General features: G+C 63.9%; 15 protein-coding genes. 3 read left to right on the forward strand and 12 right to left on the reverse strand.

The window, feature by feature from the left end; translation table 11 throughout:
* Positions 1–44: 44 nt before the first annotated feature.
* Positions 45–2,129, reverse strand: a complete 2,085-nt coding sequence (locus C507_RS0113590) for a bi-domain-containing oxidoreductase (protein ID WP_245559691.1) — start codon at positions 2,127–2,129, stop codon at positions 45–47.
* 240 nt (positions 2,130–2,369) lie between these two features.
* Here C507_RS0113590 and C507_RS0113595 point away from each other — a divergent pair, with 240 nt between their 5' ends.
* Genes C507_RS0113595 through C507_RS0113605 form a run of 3 tightly spaced genes read left to right on the forward strand, consistent with a single transcriptional unit; the run spans position 2,370 to position 4,445 of the window.
* On the forward strand, positions 2,370–3,098 hold the full coding sequence (locus C507_RS0113595; protein ID WP_018700257.1) for a DUF2793 domain-containing protein: 729 nt from the start codon (positions 2,370–2,372) through the stop codon (positions 3,096–3,098).
* Positions 3,099–3,153: 55 nt separating this feature from the next.
* Positions 3,154–3,522, forward strand: a complete 369-nt coding sequence (locus tag C507_RS21370; RefSeq protein WP_018700258.1) for a hypothetical protein — start codon at positions 3,154–3,156, stop codon at positions 3,520–3,522.
* Positions 3,519–4,445, forward strand: coding sequence for a hypothetical protein (locus C507_RS0113605; protein ID WP_018700259.1), 927 nt, complete (start codon positions 3,519–3,521; stop codon positions 4,443–4,445). The genes C507_RS21370 and C507_RS0113605 overlap by 4 nt, the downstream gene beginning before the upstream one ends.
* A 40-nt stretch (positions 4,446–4,485) precedes the next feature.
* Here C507_RS0113605 and asnB read toward each other — a convergent pair whose 3' ends face one another.
* The 11 genes from asnB to C507_RS0113660 form a co-directional block, all read right to left on the reverse strand.
* Entirely contained in the window at positions 4,486–6,438 is a 1,953-nt protein-coding gene (gene asnB / locus C507_RS0113610; protein WP_018700260.1) for an asparagine synthase (glutamine-hydrolyzing), read from the reverse strand.
* An 83-nt stretch (positions 6,439–6,521) separates the two neighbouring features.
* Complete coding sequence (locus C507_RS22840) at positions 6,522–7,655, reverse strand: glycosyltransferase (protein ID WP_083923545.1); 1,134 nt, start codon at positions 7,653–7,655, stop codon at positions 6,522–6,524.
* 50 nt (positions 7,656–7,705) lie between these two features.
* Complete coding sequence (locus C507_RS0113620; protein ID WP_156829307.1) at positions 7,706–9,217, reverse strand: hypothetical protein; 1,512 nt, start codon at positions 9,215–9,217, stop codon at positions 7,706–7,708.
* Positions 9,214–10,287, reverse strand: a complete 1,074-nt coding sequence (locus tag C507_RS0113625) for a CgeB family protein (RefSeq protein ID WP_018700263.1) — start codon at positions 10,285–10,287, stop codon at positions 9,214–9,216. The genes C507_RS0113620 and C507_RS0113625 overlap by 4 nt, the downstream gene beginning before the upstream one ends.
* A gap of 75 nt (positions 10,288–10,362) precedes the next feature.
* Entirely contained in the window at positions 10,363–11,328 is a 966-nt protein-coding gene (locus C507_RS22455) for a methyltransferase domain-containing protein (protein WP_026319084.1), read from the reverse strand.
* Positions 11,329–11,501: 173 nt separating this feature from the next.
* Positions 11,502–12,239 carry an FkbM family methyltransferase gene (locus tag C507_RS0113635; RefSeq protein ID WP_018700264.1) on the reverse strand — a complete coding sequence of 246 codons (738 nt, stop codon included), beginning with the start codon at positions 12,237–12,239 and terminating at the stop codon, positions 11,502–11,504.
* Between the two features lie 22 nt (positions 12,240–12,261).
* Positions 12,262–13,770, reverse strand: coding sequence for a lipopolysaccharide biosynthesis protein (locus tag C507_RS0113640; protein ID WP_040401137.1), 1,509 nt, complete (start codon positions 13,768–13,770; stop codon positions 12,262–12,264).
* Positions 13,767–14,840, reverse strand: a complete 1,074-nt coding sequence (locus tag C507_RS22460) for a CgeB family protein (protein ID WP_018700266.1) — start codon at positions 14,838–14,840, stop codon at positions 13,767–13,769. Before C507_RS22460 ends, C507_RS0113640 begins: the two co-directional genes overlap by 4 nt.
* The gene (locus C507_RS22465; RefSeq protein ID WP_018700267.1) at positions 14,840–15,799 is read right to left on the reverse strand and encodes a glycosyltransferase family 2 protein; all 960 of its coding nucleotides are present in this window, start codon (positions 15,797–15,799) and stop codon (positions 14,840–14,842) included. The genes C507_RS22460 and C507_RS22465 overlap by 1 nt, the downstream gene beginning before the upstream one ends.
* A complete protein-coding gene (locus C507_RS22470) occupies positions 15,796–16,497 on the reverse strand; it encodes a class I SAM-dependent methyltransferase (RefSeq protein WP_018700268.1) in 702 nt (233 codons plus the stop codon). Before C507_RS22470 ends, C507_RS22465 begins: the two co-directional genes overlap by 4 nt.
* On the reverse strand, positions 16,494–17,621 hold the full coding sequence (locus C507_RS0113660) for a glycosyltransferase (RefSeq protein ID WP_018700269.1): 1,128 nt from the start codon (positions 17,619–17,621) through the stop codon (positions 16,494–16,496). The genes C507_RS22470 and C507_RS0113660 overlap by 4 nt, the downstream gene beginning before the upstream one ends.
* Between the last annotated feature and the right edge of the window lie 7 nt (positions 17,622–17,628).

Raw genomic sequence — 17,628 nt, forward strand, 5'->3', positions numbered from 1 at the left:
CCCTGCCACCAGCGCGAGCAAGCGGCACCGGATTGGCCGGGGACTCATTCGCTCGCCCCCCTGGCCAAGGCCAGCGTGGCACGCGAGACCTCGAGAAGTTCCTCGAACGGGATGGGTGCCGGTCCACCCTGCCGGACGGCCTCGACGAAGGCGGCCGCACAGGCCCGCTGGCCCTTGTCCTGGCGCCACAGCCTCTGGCGACGGAAGCCCTTGAAGCCGTAGCCCTCCAGGCGGCGGAAATTGTCGAGCCGAAGCACCCGCCCCGAGGAGAAGACCTCCAGTCGTTCCTTAGCCAACCCGCTATGGCCATTGGCGAAATAGTGGATCGTGCCGATGGAGCCGTTCGCGAAGGCAAGCTGCAGGCTGACCGTGTCGCCGGTGGCACTTTCCATTGCCCTTGTCCGGACTTCGACAATGGCCGCCCCCGCCAGATGGCGCAGCAGGTCCACGAAGTGACAGACTTCTCCGACGATCCGACCGCCACCCACCTCCGAATCCTGGGTCCAGTGTTCCGCCGGGATCGCGCCAGCATTGACGGTCATCGTCATCGCGACCGGCTCGCCAGAGCCTGCAAGCAGCTGCCTGGCGCGGACCACGTTGGGGGCGAAGCGGCGATTGAAGCCCACCATGACGAGCCGGCCGGTTCCCTCGGCGATCCGGGCCTCCTGGGCTGCCTCGATGGCGTCCAGCTCCTCGGGCGACAGGCCCAGCGGCTTTTCCACGAACACGTGCTTTCCCGCCGCGATCGCCCTCAGGACCAGATCCGCGTGGCTGTCGTGGCGGGTGGTAACCACGACGGTGTCGATGGTGTCGTCCGCGAAGATCCGCTCGGCGTCAGTCGTCGTCTCCGCAAAGCCGAACTTTCGCGCCGCGTGCAGGCCGCTGACTCCCGCCGCGGAGGCAACCGACCCAAGCTCCGCGCCCGCCGCCCTGAAGGCTGGGATCAGAACCTTGGAGGCGTAATTGCCGGAGCCCACGAAACCGATCCGTGCCGGACCGGGGGCAGCCGAGGCGTCCCTTAGCCTTACCGTGCGAACCGGTTCTGCGCGCGGCTCTGCCTGATCGGAGGGATAGTCGAAGAGGATCCCGAGCGACGGCTCCTTGCCGCCCATCACCGCATAGGCGCGCTCGGCCTCTAAAACGGCGAAGCGATGGGAGATCAGTGGCGCAACGTCGAGCTGGCCTCCGGCCATCATGTCGAGGACGGCCTCGAAGTTGCGCTGCTCGGTCCAGCGCACGAAGCCGACCGGGTAGTCGTTGCCCTTCTCCTCGTAGGCCGGATCGTAGCGGCCCGGCCCGTAGGAGCAGGAGACCTGGAAGGTCAGTTCCTTCTCGTAGAAGTCGGCCCGCGAGAGCTCCAGCCCGGTCACGCCAACGAGCACGATACGGCCGCGCTTGCGGCACATGTGCGCCGCCTGCCGGATCGGCTCGCTGGACTTCGAGGAGGCGGTGACGATGACCGCGTCGACGCCCCGCCCGCGCGAGAACGCCGTGGCTGCGGCCACCGTATCGGCACCCGCTGATAGGTCCACTGTTTGCGCGCCAAAGGAGGCGGCCAGGGCCAGCCTGGCCGGGTCGTAATCGATGCCGAGGACCCGGCAGCCATGACTTCTCAAAAGCTGTACGGCCATCAGTCCGATCAGCCCGAGACCGGTGACGACCACCGCTTCCCCGAGTGTCGGCTGGACCAGCCGGATCCCCTGCAGGGCGATGGCACCGACCACGGTGAAGGCCGCGGCATCGGACGAAACGCCGTCCGGCACCCGGGCGCACAGGTTGGCAGGCACGGCCACGATCTCCGCGTGCTTGCCATTGGAGGCCACGCGGTCGCCCGGAGCGAAGCCGGTGACACCCGGACCGACGGCGATCACCGTGCCCGCGTTGCAGTAGCCGAGCGCGAGCGGCTGATCGAGCTTGGCACGCACGGTCTCAAGCGTCGGCGCGAGACCATCGGTGCGCACCTTGTCCACGACCTGGCGCACCTTGTCGGGCTGCTGGCGCGCCTTGTCGATCAGGCTGGCCTTCCCGAACTCGACCAGCATCCGCTCCGTGCCGGCGGATACAAGCGTCCGCTCGGTGTGGATGAGCACTTGCCCGAACCCGGGCAACGGAGCTGGTACGTCGGCCACCTCGGTCGTTCCATCCCTGAGGTTTTGCAAGACCTGCTTCATCCGGATCCCCCGACCGGGCTGCGAATCCGGATCGCCCATCGCGCGACCCGAAGCACCCACACCCATCGCACTTGGTAGCCATGAATTCCTTAGATTGCCAGCGCCACACTCTGCAACTAATCCCCGGCCCTCGTGCCCCCGCTATCTTCGCTGTCTACGGCCGGCACGCCGGCGGCAAACGATCAAGCGGGATTGGCAATGGACAGGACGGCAACGCTCGGACTTCCCTACATTCTGGGCTCCCAGGCGCAGAAGCATGTCACGCACAACGAGGCGCTCGATGCCCTCGACGTGCTGGTCCAGCTGACCGTGCTCGATCGCCACCTCCCGGAGCCGCCATCGGAGCCGGAGGAGGGAGACCGCTACATCGTCGCCTCACCTGCCACCGGAGACTGGCTCGGCAGGGAGGGTCAGATCGCGGCCCGTCAGGGCGGGGTGTGGAGCTTTCTGGCACCCGGCGAAGGTTGGCGCGCCTTCGTGACCGACGAAGCGACTGCGTGCATCTTTTCCGCCGGAACGTGGCAGACCGAGGCAGGCGGCATCATCGGCGCCTCGCAGGTCGTGGCCCAACAGGCGCATGGCGCGGAGACCCGATTCGTCCTTCTCGAGGAGGAGCTTTCGCTTTCCGGCGCCTCGGCGGACACGACGACGACCATCCCGAACCGGGCCATCGTCTTCGCCGTCACGACCCGAACGACCGAGCCGATCTCAGGCGCCGCGTCCTACGACTGCGGGATTGCCGGCGAGATCGACAAGTACGGCGGCTCGCTGGGGATTGCGGCGGGCAGCACCAATTCCGGCGTGACCGGGCCAACGGCCTTCTACGCGGACACTCCCATTCGCCTCACGGCGAACGGCGCACCCTTTTCCGGCGGCAAGGTCCGGGTGGCCATCCATGCCCTGCTCTGCAGTCCGTCGACATCGTGAAGCGGACCGCGGGCCCGGCCCACCCGTCCCAACCCCAAACAGAAAGGCGACTGCGATGTCAGGCACCACGTCCGGCGTGGCCTTCTCCGCTTCCGGCGAAGACGTGACCATGCAGGTCTTCCGCGGAAAAACACTGTCCTTCGAAATCATCTGGGGCGGCGATAGCCCGGTCGACCTAACCGGAGCCTCGGCGGTTCTTCAGGCCCGCGACCGGGAGGGGGCGCTCCTTCTCGATCTTTCCACCGGCAATGGCGGCATCGCCATCGACGGGCCGGCAGGCAGGCTGGTCTTCTCCGCCCCGCCGTCCGATACGGCCAGCGTCTCCAGTCCCGGCGTCTACGAGGTGGAGCTGACGACCGCGGCCGGCGCCGTTCATCGCGTGATCAGCGGACTCCTCGTCCCGGTCGAAGAGGTGGTGCGATGACGGGCGCGACCGAGGTGAGGCTCGTGACGTCGCCTGTCGCCGCAACGATCGGGCAGAGCGGGATCACGGTCATGCTGACGCAGGGGCGGGTGACGACCGCGCTGGCCGGCCTTGCCGGCCCCCAGGGGCCGAAAGGCGATGCAGGACCCGACGGCGCACCGGGCGCGGGCCTTGCCCCTGGCGGTGCGCCGGGCCGCATCCCGGTCAAGCAAGGCCTGGTGGATTTCGAGACCGGCTGGTCGGCGCACTTCACCATCGACCCGGCCAGCGGATGGGCGGGAGCTGGAACCGACGACCCGGAAGGGCCCCTTCACGTTCGCGGCAGCGGCCGTGCGCTGCTTCTCGAGAACGCCAATGCGGACGGAAAGCGCTGGACGCTCTGCCCCGGCCATCCCGGTGCCTATGACGAAAGCCTGATCTTCGCCTTTGCCGACGATATCGCGGACGCCTCCAAGCACGCGCTGCGCCTTCAAGCCGGCCAGCCGATGTCGCTTCCAAACGGATGCCTCGTGGCCGATGGCACCATGTTCGGCAGCCAGAGCTCGGCGGCGCTCGCCTTCTATCAGCCTTTCACCGGGAGCGGCAGCCGCATCAGTTTCCGTGGAGGCTTGAACAGCGGGACCGCGCACCTGGCCATCGAGGGCGTTCATCACGACGGCGCCTTCCACGGCGGCCGGGTGATGACCCTCTATCACAGCGCCGATGACGGACAGCAGGTCGCCATCGGAGATGTCACCCCGACGGCAACCCTGCATGTGGATGGGCCGATCCGCTGCGCCGCCACGGCCAAGGCAAATATCCCGTCCGCCGCGGCAAGCGGTGCGGGCGCCACGATCTACGTGACGGATGCTGCGGGAGGCGCCCGGCCGTTCTGGTCCGACGGCGCCGACTGGCGTGACGCTGCGGGCACGCTTCTGGCGTGAAGCCTCCCTGTCCTCGTGCCTGCCGCGGATCGCCCCAGGCTCAGTCAGGCGTCCCTGGTGTCAAGCGCCCGGCCGTCCAGGCCGAAGGCGGACGGTCGATGAAGATCCGGCACCACATCTCGACGCAGATCAGCGCGAAGATCGGATAGGCGGCATCGATCTGCCCGGCCCTGTCCCGCTCCACGAGCCGCGCGACGGCTTTGGCGTCGAAGATTCCACGTTGCCGGATCGCATCCTGCCCGAGCAGGTCGCCAACCAGCGGACGCAGCTCGTGGCGAAGCCAGTGCCGGAGCGGTGCGCCGAAACCGGTCTTGGGGCGATGGATGACGTCGTCTGGCAGGATGCCCTCCATCGCCTTCTTGAAAATCCATTTCCCCGAGCGCCCGCGCTGCCGCAAGCGATCCGGCACCGCCGCAGCGAAATCGACCAGATCGGGATCGAGGAGCGGCACGCGTACCTCGACGCCATGCGCCATGGCCATCCGGTCGGTGTAGTTGAGGTTGTGGTCGGCGAGGAAATGGCGACACTCCAGCGTCAGCATGCGATCGAGACGGGAGGCGCCGTCCGGGACGGTCGCGAGGGTTTGCGCAAGCGGAGCCATCACCTCCTCTGCGCCGATGCCGGAGCGGAACTCCGGAGCGAGCAGGTCCAGTGCCAGGGCCGGTTCCAGCCACGTGAAATAGCGCGTCATCCGCGCGTCAGGCGAAAGGTTGGCGTGCGCGAAGCCCTTGCGCAGACGCCGCAGGGCAACCGGGCCGGTGGGCAGTTTGGCCGCGCCTGCCGCGATCGCCTCCCGGGCGGCCTCCGGCAACCAGGCCCAATGCCGCTCCTGCTGAAGCGCGTAGTGGCGCCGATAGCCGGTGAAGATATCGTCGCCGCCCGCCCCCGACAGAAGCACCTTGATGCCGGCCTCCCGGGCGAGCCTTGCGATGAACAGCGCGTTGAGCGGCGCGGGATCCGCCTGCGGCTCGTCGAGATGGAACACCATGTCTTCCAAATGGTAGATCATCTCGGGTCCCACGGTGACCTGTTCCAGATCGACGTCGAGCCACGACGCCACGCGCTCCGCATAGGGCAGATCCTCCGCCATCCCCTCGACACCGGCTGCGTTCCTTCCGTCGAACGCAATGGTGAAACAGGTCAGCCGTTCGTCCGTGTGCCGGCGCGCGTGGGCCACAACGGCGCTGGAATCGAGCCCGCCGGACAGGAAGGCACCGACCGGAACGTCGGCAACCATCTGCCGCTCCACCGCGCGGCCGACGTGCTCCCTCACTCCGGCGACCGCCTGATCGACGCTCATCTGTCGCGCGCCCGACCGGCCGAACGGAAGGTCGTAATACGACCATCGGCGTTCGATCCGTCCCTCCGCGAGGATCGCCGCCATTCCCGGCTCCAGTTTCTCCACCCCGGAAAGGATCGTTCCCGGCGCGGGCGACCAGAGCAGCGCGAGATGGCGGGCCACCGCTGCCGGATCGATGGCGCGCGAGACCGACGGCTCCTGGAGCAACGCCTTGATTTCGCTGGCGAACACGATCCCGTCGGGGGTCTGCGCGAGATAAAGCGGCTTCACGCCGAGCTGGTCGCGGGCCAGGAAGAGCCGGCGCTCAGCCTTGTCCCAGATGGCAAAGGCGAACATGCCGTTGAGCCGGGCAAGCATGGCCGGCCCGTCCCGCAAGTAGAGGGTCAACAGCACCTCGGTGTCGGTGCGGCTGCGAAATGCAAAGCCGTCTTCGACGAGCTCGTCCCTCAGTTCGCGGAAATTGTAGAGTTCACCGTTGTAGACGATGACGGCGCGGTCGGTCGTGTCCCGCATCGGCTGATGGCCGGCATTCGACAGATCGATGATGGCGAGCCGGCGATGCGCCAGTCCGATCCCGGCCTCCGGATCCGAGAACACGCCGTCGCCATCGGGTCCGCGATGAGCAATCGCCGCGCTCATGGCCGACAGGACCGCCGGGTCGAAGCGTCCGCTAAAGCCGGCTATGCCGCACATGATCGGCTCCCAGGAGAATCTGTGGCCACTCTCATGGAGATCGACGAAGTCGACTACCCGGAACCCGCAAAGGTTTTGTCATTCTAATCAATGTGTACGAAGTTCGGAGGTTCACCTCCCTGCTCAAGCCAAGCATAAAATTTCTGCATGTCTGCGGCGATAGCATCCCAGCCAAAGTCACGGATCATCCAGTCTCTTCCGCGCCTCCCCCGAGCAGCAAGGCTGCCAATCGGCTCTTTCAAGGCTTCGTCTAGCGCTGCAAACAATGCGCCTTGGTTATTCTCAACCCACCATCCAGCCCCTTCGACTTCCAGCCCTGACCATGGGGCGCCCTTTGTCGTGATGACTGGTGTTCCGGCAGCGAGTGCCTCGGCTATTGTCATTCCAAAATTCTCTGAATGAGTTGGAAGCACATAAAGATCAGAATTACTGTAAGCTTCAATTTTTTCCTCGCCATACAGAGCGCCGACAAAAGAAACCCGTTCAAGACGAAGCTCAGCAGCAAGCGCCCTCAGCTTACAACCGTACCCTTTCTCGTCCGGCCCGGCGATGATCAGGTCCCAATCTGGATGGCGCCCTTGAAGATCCGCCCAGGCGCGAAGCAACAAATCAATCCCCTTGATTGGATGAAGCCTTCCTAGGAAGAGCAAGCGACGACGACGAACCCTTATCTTTTTTCGTAGATCGGGGATATCCACACCATTCGGAATAATTGCGACCGGTTGATCAAATCCCGCATGGCGAATATCGCGGTACTCCTGCCAGGAAGTGGCATGAAACGCCGTGACACCGCGGGCGGCACGACCAACAAATACACTCCATAATATTTTCTTACGCCACTTTGATACTTCGAGAGCCGGAGCTGCCAGCGTGCCTCGCGGCGAAATTACACAGATCTTACCCGCACCAGAAGAGGATATTGATGGATAGACATTAATCTCCGTCCACAAACCGTGCCCATGAACTATATTCACATCAGGCAAAGAAACCTGCTCTCTCAGCCAACGCAACATTCTCGGCGACACGCCAATGCGGCGCAGCCCAGGCAAAGAAGGAAAACCTTTCACGAATTCTTTTTGAAAGCCCGGTATAGGCTCCATGACCGCAAGATTAACTCCATATCCCTGACGAATAATTTCTTCGCAAAGACGCGATACGGAGTATGTCGGCCCGCTGGCTTGAATGTTTATTGCTGGAATCACGTGAATTGAGCGCATCCGTTTGATCCCTGAAAGTATCCATTTGGAATAACTGATGGGAACTCAGATTATCTTTTTATCACCCAGAGCTGCCCAACCACGAGAAACGGCAGCATGCGCAGCAAACCAGTTAAAGCCGCTGCCACGTTCGACGGGACGAGCGCCAGGATCGGCAGGGTGCCCAGGAAGATGACCCATCCACCCAGCCCAAGCGGTGTGAATGCGCTGAAGGCGATACGCTGGAGCACTCCGATCACGAAGAAGCCCAGCGCGATCATCGCGTAGCCGCCGCCGAAGTAGAAGTAGGAGACCGGCCCCATCGCCGTGGCGGACCGTGTATCTATGCCGCGGCCCAGCACGACCGCCGTGAACCACCAGCCGTCATTGACCACCGTCTTGCCCTGCCAGATGAAACGGGGAATGAACGCGTTGAAGGGAATGAGGAACAGATCCGTGACGAAGCGCGGCGCGTGCTCGTCGAGTTCATCGTGGCGGTGGGCGTAGTCGATACTGACAGCCGTGAAGGTGATGAGATCGGTTCGCGCGGCAATTTCGCCTACGGTCGTCGGTGCTCCGCGGTGGGCATAGGTGAGTTCGCCCGTGGCGGCGGACCAGAACGTCCCGACGATTGACGACACGCTCGAACTGTCGAAGCTCGGATCCAGGTAGCGGGCTCGCCGGAACGGCTCGATGGTCTGGAAGGCGGCGACGAGCATGACGAACGACAACGCGATCAGGGTGAACGACACGCGCCCCCGGGCCATGTAGTAGGCGACGCCGAGAATGATGATCGGCATGACGACCTGGCTCTTGAAGCCCCCCAGGAAACCCGTCGCGAGCTGCCAGAGCAGAACGACGACGAAGAACAGCCAGAGCCCGAGCCCCTTCCGTCTGCCTTTGGAAAAGACCGCCAAGCTGAGAACGAGGAAGGCCAGCGATCCGGCCTGATTCATCAAGGTGAGCCAGGCGGCGACATCGCGAGTCTGCTGCAGCCGCTCCAGATCGGAGCTGTACCCGAAGATGCCAAGCCGGATCTGGATCAGCACCGCCAGGACCGACAGGGCGAACAGAGCCACGACGACCGGCATGTTCGGATTTAAGCTGGCGGACACCAGGTTTCGGCGCAGGAGAAACCGCTGGATGACCCCGGCTAGACGGATCCCGGTTCCCGCATTGTAGCCGCGCCACATGCAGAACACGGCGATCAGGACACCCAGCAAGGAGAGATTCAGCCAGAAGAGATAGTCGCCTTTCCAGGCAATGAAGCGGGCCGCAACCGGATTTTCGACGCCGAAGACGGACGGGATGTTCGGCAGAATGTAGTCCTTGCCGAACAGCATGATCGAGGCGAGGACAGGCGGCTGAACCAGCGCCATGCGCCGGCTGTGCCGGAACACGCGCCGGATTTCCCAGGTGATGATGCCGATCAGGACAACGTTCAGCAGGATGAAAAGCGTCCGGCCAAGCGTGTCTCCCTCCGCCATGTCGAACAGGACCAGCGGCAGCGATGCCGCGGCAACCGCCGACAGAAAGACCAGCATCCCCCGGGGCTGGAAGCTCTCCGCCGCTCCCCACCTCATGGCGCTGCCGACCAGCCGGCAGCCGGCAAAGGAAAACCGCACTGCGAACCATCGAGGGTGGCCAGGAGCAGGGCGAGCCGGTGGCGATAGGTGTGTTCCGCGTGGGCCCGGCGCTTGCCAGCCTCGGCAATTTCCAGTCGCTCGGCCTCACGCGGAAGATAATGATCGATCAGGCGCTTGAGGTCCTCGACGCCCCGGAAGGTCACGAGTTCGCTGCCATCCACGAACAGCGAAGACAGGCTGGGACGCCAGTCGACCAGTTGAAAGGCCCCTATGCCGGCGGCCTCGAATATCCGGACATTTGCCCCCCAGATCTCCCCGTAGTGGAGATTGTTCACGACGATCTTCGCGCCAAGGAAAGCGCGGGCCTTGTCGGCATTGAAGACGGCCCTCCCCCGCGCCATCGCCTTGACCGGACCAAGCGGCAGCCAGAGCGGAGGCGCCGCACCCCAGATGCGCACATCGTAAGCGTCGAGCTGGCGAAACAGCGCCACGCGCCAGGAATGAAGATTGCCTGCCGTGGCAATGTCGCAGCGGAACTCGTTCCCGATTCCGTCGCCGTCCGGCAGCCGATGCCGATCCGGGTTGAAGGCCTCCGGCAGATAGAAGACCCGGTTGCCTAGAACCCCGCGGAGCATCGAGACCGCGTAGGGGTCCTTGAAGAACAGCGCGTCATAGGGCGCGTTCAGAAAGAAGGCCTTTCGGAAGTTTACGATCGCATCCGGAAACCACAGCGTCACGGCCGCCCCGGAGCGACGCTTCAGCTCGGACACGTCCTCCGGCCAGAGAAAGTCGTGGCAAACAATGACAATATTGACCGGGCCGCGCTCCAGTTCCTTCCAGAGCGCGCGCATGCGTCGCGCCCGGACGAGGGGCACGTTGTCGCTTGCCCCATGCAGCACGCTGCGGACCTGATCGACACGCTGTCCAACGCGTCCCGGCAGCCGGCTCATGCCGGGCTCGAACCGCCGTACCCCATGGCCCATTGCGGCAAGCGTTTCGGCGATGTGGAGCGCGAAACCTTCCGTGTAGAATTTTCCGATGACGAGGATGGTCGACGGGGCGGTCACGCGCAGCGCTCCCCCCGTTTCATCGCCGTGCGGGCCGGCGGCCTGATCCGTTTGAGTCTCGCCCCCCTGCCCATGTCAGTCGGCCGCCCGCTCGCAGACGACGAGTTCGATCCGCGCCCAGTCTTCCGGCAGAACTGGGCAGACGGCCGTGTCGAGGAGCCGCATAAAGCCGGTATAGAGATAAAACCAGGGTGAACGTCCCATTGCGCTGCCAAGCGCAAACAGCCGCTCCAGTCGATCCTCATAAGCCCTCAGCTTGACGTAAGCCGCCGGCGACTGGAACCAGGTCTTCTCCAGGCCCCTGTGCTCAATGATGCGGAAACCGCCGGCCTCGAACGTGCTCTGGTTATCCCGCGGCCGCTCGTAGCCGTAGTGGCCATCGCCATCGATGAATTGTCGCTTGTACAGGGCAGGATCGACGGATTTGTAGTGTCGGATGAGCGGGTTGTCTGTCTCCACGTCGTAAAGGAAGATGATCTTTCCGCCCGGCTTGAGGACCCGTCGACACTCCGCGAGGATGCGGGACTTGGTCTGCGGCGGAATGTGCTCCCAGAAATAGGAACTGACCACCGCATCGACTGCCCCATCCGGCAAGGGAATGCAGTCGCCGGCATCGCATTGCACGCGCTGCTGATAGGGCAGGCCCTTCAGCGATACCATGGACAGATCGCAGCCCACCATACGGTAGCGCTTGCCGAAATAGGCCACGCCGGACGCGCATCCCAGTTCCACGACCCGCGCTCCTTCGGGCACATGCCGCCGGACCATCCAGGGATATCCGTTGACGAGCAGCCACAGTGGCCATGCATGCCAGATGCGCTCGCTCTTTGGGAGAAACCGTGTCTGGTTGAGATAGGCGCCTTCGTAAAAGGCATTCGGGGCATCCAGAACGCTGACGATTCCATTGTGAACCGGATAGGAGCGGCCGCACTCCGCGCACCGCATCTCCTGATCGGACACCGCTTCCAGACGGGTGTGATCCCGGGGACAGACAAGCTCAAGCGTCAAACTGTCTCCGATCATTCCTTCCTCGTCCGCCATCTGGCCTCAGGTTCGCGCAGGCCATCGCGACCGAAATGGCGTGGGCAGCGACCCGCTGCCCCGGAGTCGGCAACTTTTAGTATACTCAGACCACCCAAAACACCAATCGCGTCCAGTTAGCGAGGTCCGGGCATGCGCTCGCCCGAGCGCGGATCACGATCCTGCCCGCGACTTCAAGCTGTTTCGCTGTCGACGAAATAGCCGTTCATGACGGCGTACCCAACCATCTGGTAGCCGGCCTCGGCCAGATGACGATAGATCGGATTCGCTTTGGGCCTCTCAAGATCGAAGCCGTGCATTTCGATGACGATGAGCGCGGGCCGGTAGACGCCCAGATCGAGAGAAAAAAGAACCTCCAGGTCGTGCCCTTCCACATCAATGGCCAGGAGATCAAATCGGTTCGGCGCGTCCGCCGCCTCAAGCAGGGACTGCAATGTAACAGCCCTCACATGCCGCTCGGACGTCACCTCGCGGCTCTTGCTCCACGCGCGCGAGTGGTCGGGATCGACTGACGAGATCCGATCGTCCGCGAACTCGGTGAAGACGAGGTCACGGGTCGACGAAGAGACTACCGCACACACGGCTCGATCGTGCGGTCGGGCCCGCCGATAGAGTGCGACGAGAGCCTCGTTTGCATCGATGCACAATCCCCGCCAGCCTCGCCGGTAAAAGAAGAAGGTGCTTGAACAGCGTACAGGGTGATTACAGCCGACATCCACGTAGTAGCCCTGACGGTCACCCAGGATCGCGTCGATGATCCTGTCTTCGCCGGTCTGGGAATAGCTCGCGATGCCAAACCGATCGGCAGCCAGCCGAACAACGTCCGTCACCAGGAGCCGCGCAGCATCAATGCCCCGAAACTGGCGGAAGAGCAGTCGAGCCCGCTCCGTGCGGGATGCCAGCAATGCCATTGCACACTCTTCCCGTCTGGTTTCAGGACTGTCGGCGCCGGACAGCCCACCCAAGCAGCGCCGCAGGACGGAGAAGCGCACGCTCCTCCTTAGTCAGAACAAGGGCGTATGTCGAGGCGAGGGTGAGCAGCACGACGGCAATCCGCGCCGTCACTTCCCCTGGCGATGGAATGGCGTCCGCCGAAAGTGTCCTGACCGCATTCACGGCTAAAACGCCGAGTGGAGCCATAGCCCAGCCCATCCAGCCAAACGACACCCCGCTTGCCCTGAACCAGGATGCCCCGGCAATCAACGCAACCAACAGCGCAAACGCATAACCTGCAAGTTCAGCCAGCAGGAACCCGGTAAGGCCAAGGTCAGGGATCAACAGGACCGCCAGCAGGATGAACAGACTTGCCTGAAACAGCGACAACGTCCCCATCGAGAAAACCCGCCGAGAGGAAAGCAGTGCGTTCGTCACGATTCCGTAGCAGGAAGCAAGCACGGCCGTCAGCAACCCTATGCTGGCCGGACCGATCGCAGCCCCAAAGTCCCGACCGAACACAACCGGCACCAGCCAGGGCAGCGCCGCGGCCAGGCAGATGGCCGTCGTCACGGCAAAGACAAAGATCAGCCGGAAGTTCAGCATGATTCGGCAAGCAAATTCTTCGGCGCTCTGTGTCCTGGTCCGCGCGAACATGGAAATCATCGCAGCCGCGGCGCTGGTCGGCACGAAGGACACGATCGTCGTGATGGCGATAACGACACGCAGATAGCCGGCGGCCTCCAGTCCGGCGTGCCGAACGACCAGCCCTTGGGCCACATAGGCTCCGGGTATCGCGATCGTTCCCGCCACATAATAGGGGACACCGAACTTCATGAGCGTGGCTGCGCGTCGCGCCAGCTGAGCGAAGCTCAGGGAAAGCGCCTCGCGACCAAGCGAGTGGCGCGTGGCAAGGGTCAGCCCGAGTGTCGTGGCAGCCTGCGCAGCGATGAGGCCGCCGACGGCGCCACCCACATCGGCGATCAAGGCACCGAGAGAAATGGCGATCAGGTTCATGACCGCCGAAGCCAGCATCACTAATGCGTATTCGGCGAACCGGTGAAGGCCGGCCAGGGTGGCGTAGCAGAACTGCGAAAGTGACTGGAGAACGACCGCCACACCCGCAATCCGGATCCAGATTTCGAGGTCGGGCCGATCGAAAAGATGGTCAGCGATCGTTTCCGAAATGGCCAGACAAGCCAGGCCTCCCAGCGCGCCGCCGAGCGCAAGAAGCACAAGGCCGGCTCCGAGCAGTTCCTCCATCCGCCGGCGGCCCTCGGTCCCACTGTATCCCTCGGCCGTGGTGACGTGTAGCGCGGCATCGATACCCAGTCGGGAGAGCCCGTAAATGCTGGTTGACGTGGCGGAGACGACGCCGTAGACGCCATAGCCGCTCGCCCCGAGAATACGAGCGAGGATGATGGTCGTGACCATCCCCAAGACCCGTTGGACGAATGACTGGCCGACCAGCATGCCGACGTTGCGGGCATAGTGACCGAGGCCACTCACGACCGACCTGCGCGTCTGGCATTGCGGGCACGCCAGGCATTCCGCGTCAGCGGGATTTTCGAGTTCGCCCAGCGTCCCCACCCGATCGCGAGATTGCGCGGGAGAGAGGGCCCTGGGCCATACCGCGCGGTTGCCGCCGGCAACCGCCAGGGCTGGCGCAACGCCACGAAGACCTCACCGTAGAGATCACGCAACGCACTCTGGCCGTAGCTGCGGACAGGCGCGGCTCCGAACGCGCGGCGCGTTCCATTCACGATGTCCTGCCACCGCCGCGCATAGGTGTGCTCTTCGAGCGCAGCCCGCAGCCCCTCTGCGGCAATCGCTTCGCGCTCGGCGTCATGCGCCAGGTAGTGATCAATCTTCTCGACCGCCTCCTCGGCCGACGCGTAGCAGACGCAGTTCACGCCATCCTTGAAGATCTCGTCGAAGCCGTTGCCGACCCTGTTCGTAACCAACAGTGCACCGGAGGCCCAAGCCTCGAAGACCCGCATGTTCACGTCGCCGTTCACCGCGACATTGAAGACGATCTTGGAACGTCCGTAGATGCCGGCCATTGCCTCGGGCTTGTAGAAGCGGGCGTAGTCATTCGTGCCATAGCGCGGCAAAACCGTTGTCAGGATGGAATGGCGTGGTGTGCCCTCCACCCCGAGTTGCCCCACGAACCCGACATCAAAGTCGCGGAACTCCGATGGCTTGTGGTGCACGTGTGGAGCGCAGGCGAGTGGCAGCCAGTGCGAATGGCGGTGGCCGACAGCTTCAAAAGCGCCGACATAGTCTTTCTGCGCCACGAAGACCGCATCGAAGAAGCGCGACAGCGCCAGCCGATGCGCCAGTCCGCGATGAACGTCGATCATGTAGGCCGCGGTCGGGCACGGCAGGTCCTCGATGCCGAGCGGCCAGTCGGAGGCCGGATCAACGTACACGAAGAGGTCGTCGGGGCCGATCCGGGAGAGGTCTGGCCGTTCGGTCCAGACCTTCAGCCCATACCCGTCCATCCGGCTTGCCGGCCCCTCGAAGTAACGGGCCGTGGTGTGCCGTTCCGGACTGCGAAAGAGGTGAACGGTCGCCATTACGCAGCCTCCGCACACCGGCCACCGACCAGCGACCGCATCAGCCAGCGGACGAGCCGGAGCGGCGCAAGATCGTAGTCGGTGGTCGATTCGCCGCTGGCTTCGATGAGCCCCGGTCGTCTTCGAACGACCGCATAGCCGAGCCACTTGAGGGTCTCGGCGCTCAGCCGGAGCCGGAACCACCACCAGGCAAGGCGCCCTCCGACCGAGCCAAGATCGAGATAGGCCAGACGGTTCGCGGCATGGATCTCGTAGAGGAGCCTGAGCCGCTTCCAGAAACTGGAGGACGTCCGGCCCATATAGGCGTCGGGGTAGTCGTCCGGCCGCGCCCATCGTACGCTGATCAACGGCTCGTCCACGTAACCCACGGCCCCGCGCATGGAGAGGCGCATCCAGAGATCCACGTCGGCGATCAGACCGAACTGCTCGCGCATACCGCCCGACGCGACCCAGTCCAACCGCCGGATCATGGCCGTCCCGCGAACGGGGCATCCCCAGCACGGGAATAACGACTGTTCCAGGAACTGGCGGCCGTCCACCCGGGACGGGAGTTGCTCCCGATAGACGAACGCGCTCTCATGCACGCCGTAGGCGTTGAAGACGAACGTCATGTCGTCGTGTGCTTCGATCAGATCTAGCCAGCGCTCCAGCAGATCGTGCCGGTAAAGATCGTCGTGGTGAAGGAGTGCGACGTATGGGCGCGCGGACTGCGCAACAGCAAAGTTGGCATTGCCTGCCATGCCCATGTTGTGCGGCGTCCTGATCGCGCGGATCCTTGGATCCAAGCGGGCCATCCCCTCCACGATGGTGAAGGTGCCGTCGGTGGAACAGTCGTCGCTGACGATCACCTCGCATCCTTCGAGGGTCTGGTCGAGGACCGTCTCCAGCGTCGAGCGGATGACGGATTCGTGGTTGTAGGTGAGAAGGCAGACGGAGATCCGCTCGCCGCGCGACGTCATGGCTTCAGCACCTTCAACAGGATCTGCCCTCCGAACAAATTTGGGTAGTGCCGCTCGCCCCAGCGATCGATCGCTTGCGACCAGCCGGACGGCAGAACATGCCGGCGCAGCCACCAGAGCGGCACGCTTCCCTGCACGCCCTTGTCGATGACCCTCAGGTCGGGCGCCGCGGACAGCAGAACGGCTTCGACCGTCCGGAAGGTCATGAACCGCAGGTGCGTTTCGTCCATCAGCCCCACAGGCTCATAATCGAAACCACCGAACAGAAACCGGATCCTCTGCCGCCACACGACGATGTTCGGAACGGCGATCAGGATCATCCCCCCTGGCTCGAGAAGATCTGCAAAACGGGAGAGCACGTCGGCAGGCTCGCGCAGGTGCTCCAGAACGTGCGAAAAAAGCATCGTATCAAAGCGCTTCGCAGCGAACTCCGCCGGAAAGGCCCGTTCAATGTCGAAGGTCCAGCACCGGTCGAGGTGCTCCGCCGCGATCTGTGCCTCTGCCTTGGAGTGAGTGATGCCCTCGACGGAGACCGGGCTGAACTCACGCCGGAGACTGGTGGCATTGTCACCCGCACCGCAGCCCACATCGAGAACCCGACCCCAGTCGCCGTTCCCGTTCAGCGCAAGCAGACGCGGGTTGCCCTGGTTGGCATAGACCCTCGGCGGATGGTTGGGAGTTCCCTCCGACAGGCTCATGCGCGCAGCCTCTCCGCCAGCAGATCAGCATAGAAGCGCGCCGTACCGGCCACGCCGAGCGGCGCGACGAGGGAGCGGTTTCGGATCGCATGGTCCTCGAAGAGCGAAGGATCTCGAACGTAGCGCTCGACCCGTTCGACGAACGCGTCCGTGGTCGGCGCGCACCTGAAACCGTTCTTCCCGTCTTCGACCAAAGTGCCGACCCCAAGCACCCGATCGCTCACCACCACCCCCATGCCGGACGCCATGGCTTCGAGGATCGTGAAGTTGCCGTTGGAGAAGCAGGCGGGAAGGATTAGAATGTCCGAGTGCGCATAGACGTCCGAAAGGTCCTCCCAGGATTTGAGTCCGGTGAGGAACTCCACATCACCCGCCAGCCCGAGTTCATCGATCCGCTGCCTGCAGCGAGATCCCAGCTCACCGGCGGCATTCATGGCAAGCCGCGTTCCCGGATGCCTGTCGCGAACGGCGGCGAAGATCTCGATCGCACCGATCGGATTGTAGATCTCGGTCATCCGGTTGGCGAAGAGCAGCGTGTAGGCGTCCTTTGCGCCTCGGATCGGGTGGTTCAGATAGTCGTCGATATCGGCGGCATAACGTCCGGCGACAACAGCATCGCCGAAGCCGAACTCGTCGCGAAACTGCGGAACGATGTCTTCCGAAGTGGTCATGACCAGATCGACATCCCGATAGAGATGGCGGATCGCACGCCATGCGGGGCCATTGCTCCGCAAGTGTCCCTTGGAATCCCGCGATCGCTCCGTCAGTACCACTGTCCGACGTCCGTTCCGGCGCGCCCAGCGGTACGCGCTGTAGTTCGCCGGAATGGAAAAGCCGCCAAGCATGACGACGTCCGGATCGAAGTCCTCGATCAGCCGAGACAGACCGGTCACCACGTAGCGGCCCTGAAGCAGGCCGGACGGGACAAAGCGGACCTGGTCAAGAACGCGGCAATTTGGACCGAGATCGATCCGCCACCAGGCGCCCCGCGTCCGGTCGGGATGTTCGTAGAACCAGAACTCTGCATCGAAATAGGGCTGCAGCGCCTCGCACAGCTTGATCTGGTGCGGGACCGCAATCGAACTGAGAAAGAGCAGCCGGTCGCGCCGGGGAAACCTTTCCATTGCGTTG

This window comes from Amorphus coralli DSM 19760, assembly GCF_000374525.1.
Classification (GTDB): domain Bacteria; phylum Pseudomonadota; class Alphaproteobacteria; order Rhizobiales; family Amorphaceae; genus Amorphus; species Amorphus coralli.

Coding starts and splice junctions, on each gene's coding strand:
- C507_RS22465 (WP_018700267.1), bottom strand. CDS start 15,799: ATGACGTCGCGCGGCGAGCGGATCTCCGTCTGCCTTCTCACCTACAAC.
- C507_RS22460 (WP_018700266.1), bottom strand. CDS start 14,840: ATGGCGACCGTTCACCTCTTTCGCAGTCCGGAACGGCACACCACGGCC.
- C507_RS22840 (WP_083923545.1), bottom strand. CDS start 7,655: ATGCGCTCAATTCACGTGATTCCAGCAATAAACATTCAAGCCAGCGGG.
- C507_RS0113620 (WP_156829307.1), bottom strand. CDS start 9,217: ATGAGGTGGGGAGCGGCGGAGAGCTTCCAGCCCCGGGGGATGCTGGTC.
- C507_RS0113635 (WP_018700264.1), bottom strand. CDS start 12,239: ATGGCATTGCTGGCATCCCGCACGGAGCGGGCTCGACTGCTCTTCCGC.
- C507_RS21370 (WP_018700258.1), top strand. CDS start 3,154: ATGTCAGGCACCACGTCCGGCGTGGCCTTCTCCGCTTCCGGCGAAGAC.
- C507_RS0113595 (WP_018700257.1), top strand. CDS start 2,370: ATGGACAGGACGGCAACGCTCGGACTTCCCTACATTCTGGGCTCCCAG.
- C507_RS0113605 (WP_018700259.1), top strand. CDS start 3,519: ATGACGGGCGCGACCGAGGTGAGGCTCGTGACGTCGCCTGTCGCCGCA.
- C507_RS0113660 (WP_018700269.1), bottom strand. CDS start 17,621: ATGGAAAGGTTTCCCCGGCGCGACCGGCTGCTCTTTCTCAGTTCGATT.
- asnB (WP_018700260.1), bottom strand. CDS start 6,438: ATGTGCGGCATAGCCGGCTTTAGCGGACGCTTCGACCCGGCGGTCCTG.
- C507_RS22470 (WP_018700268.1), bottom strand. CDS start 16,497: ATGAGCCTGTCGGAGGGAACTCCCAACCATCCGCCGAGGGTCTATGCC.
- C507_RS22455 (WP_026319084.1), bottom strand. CDS start 11,328: ATGGCGGACGAGGAAGGAATGATCGGAGACAGTTTGACGCTTGAGCTT.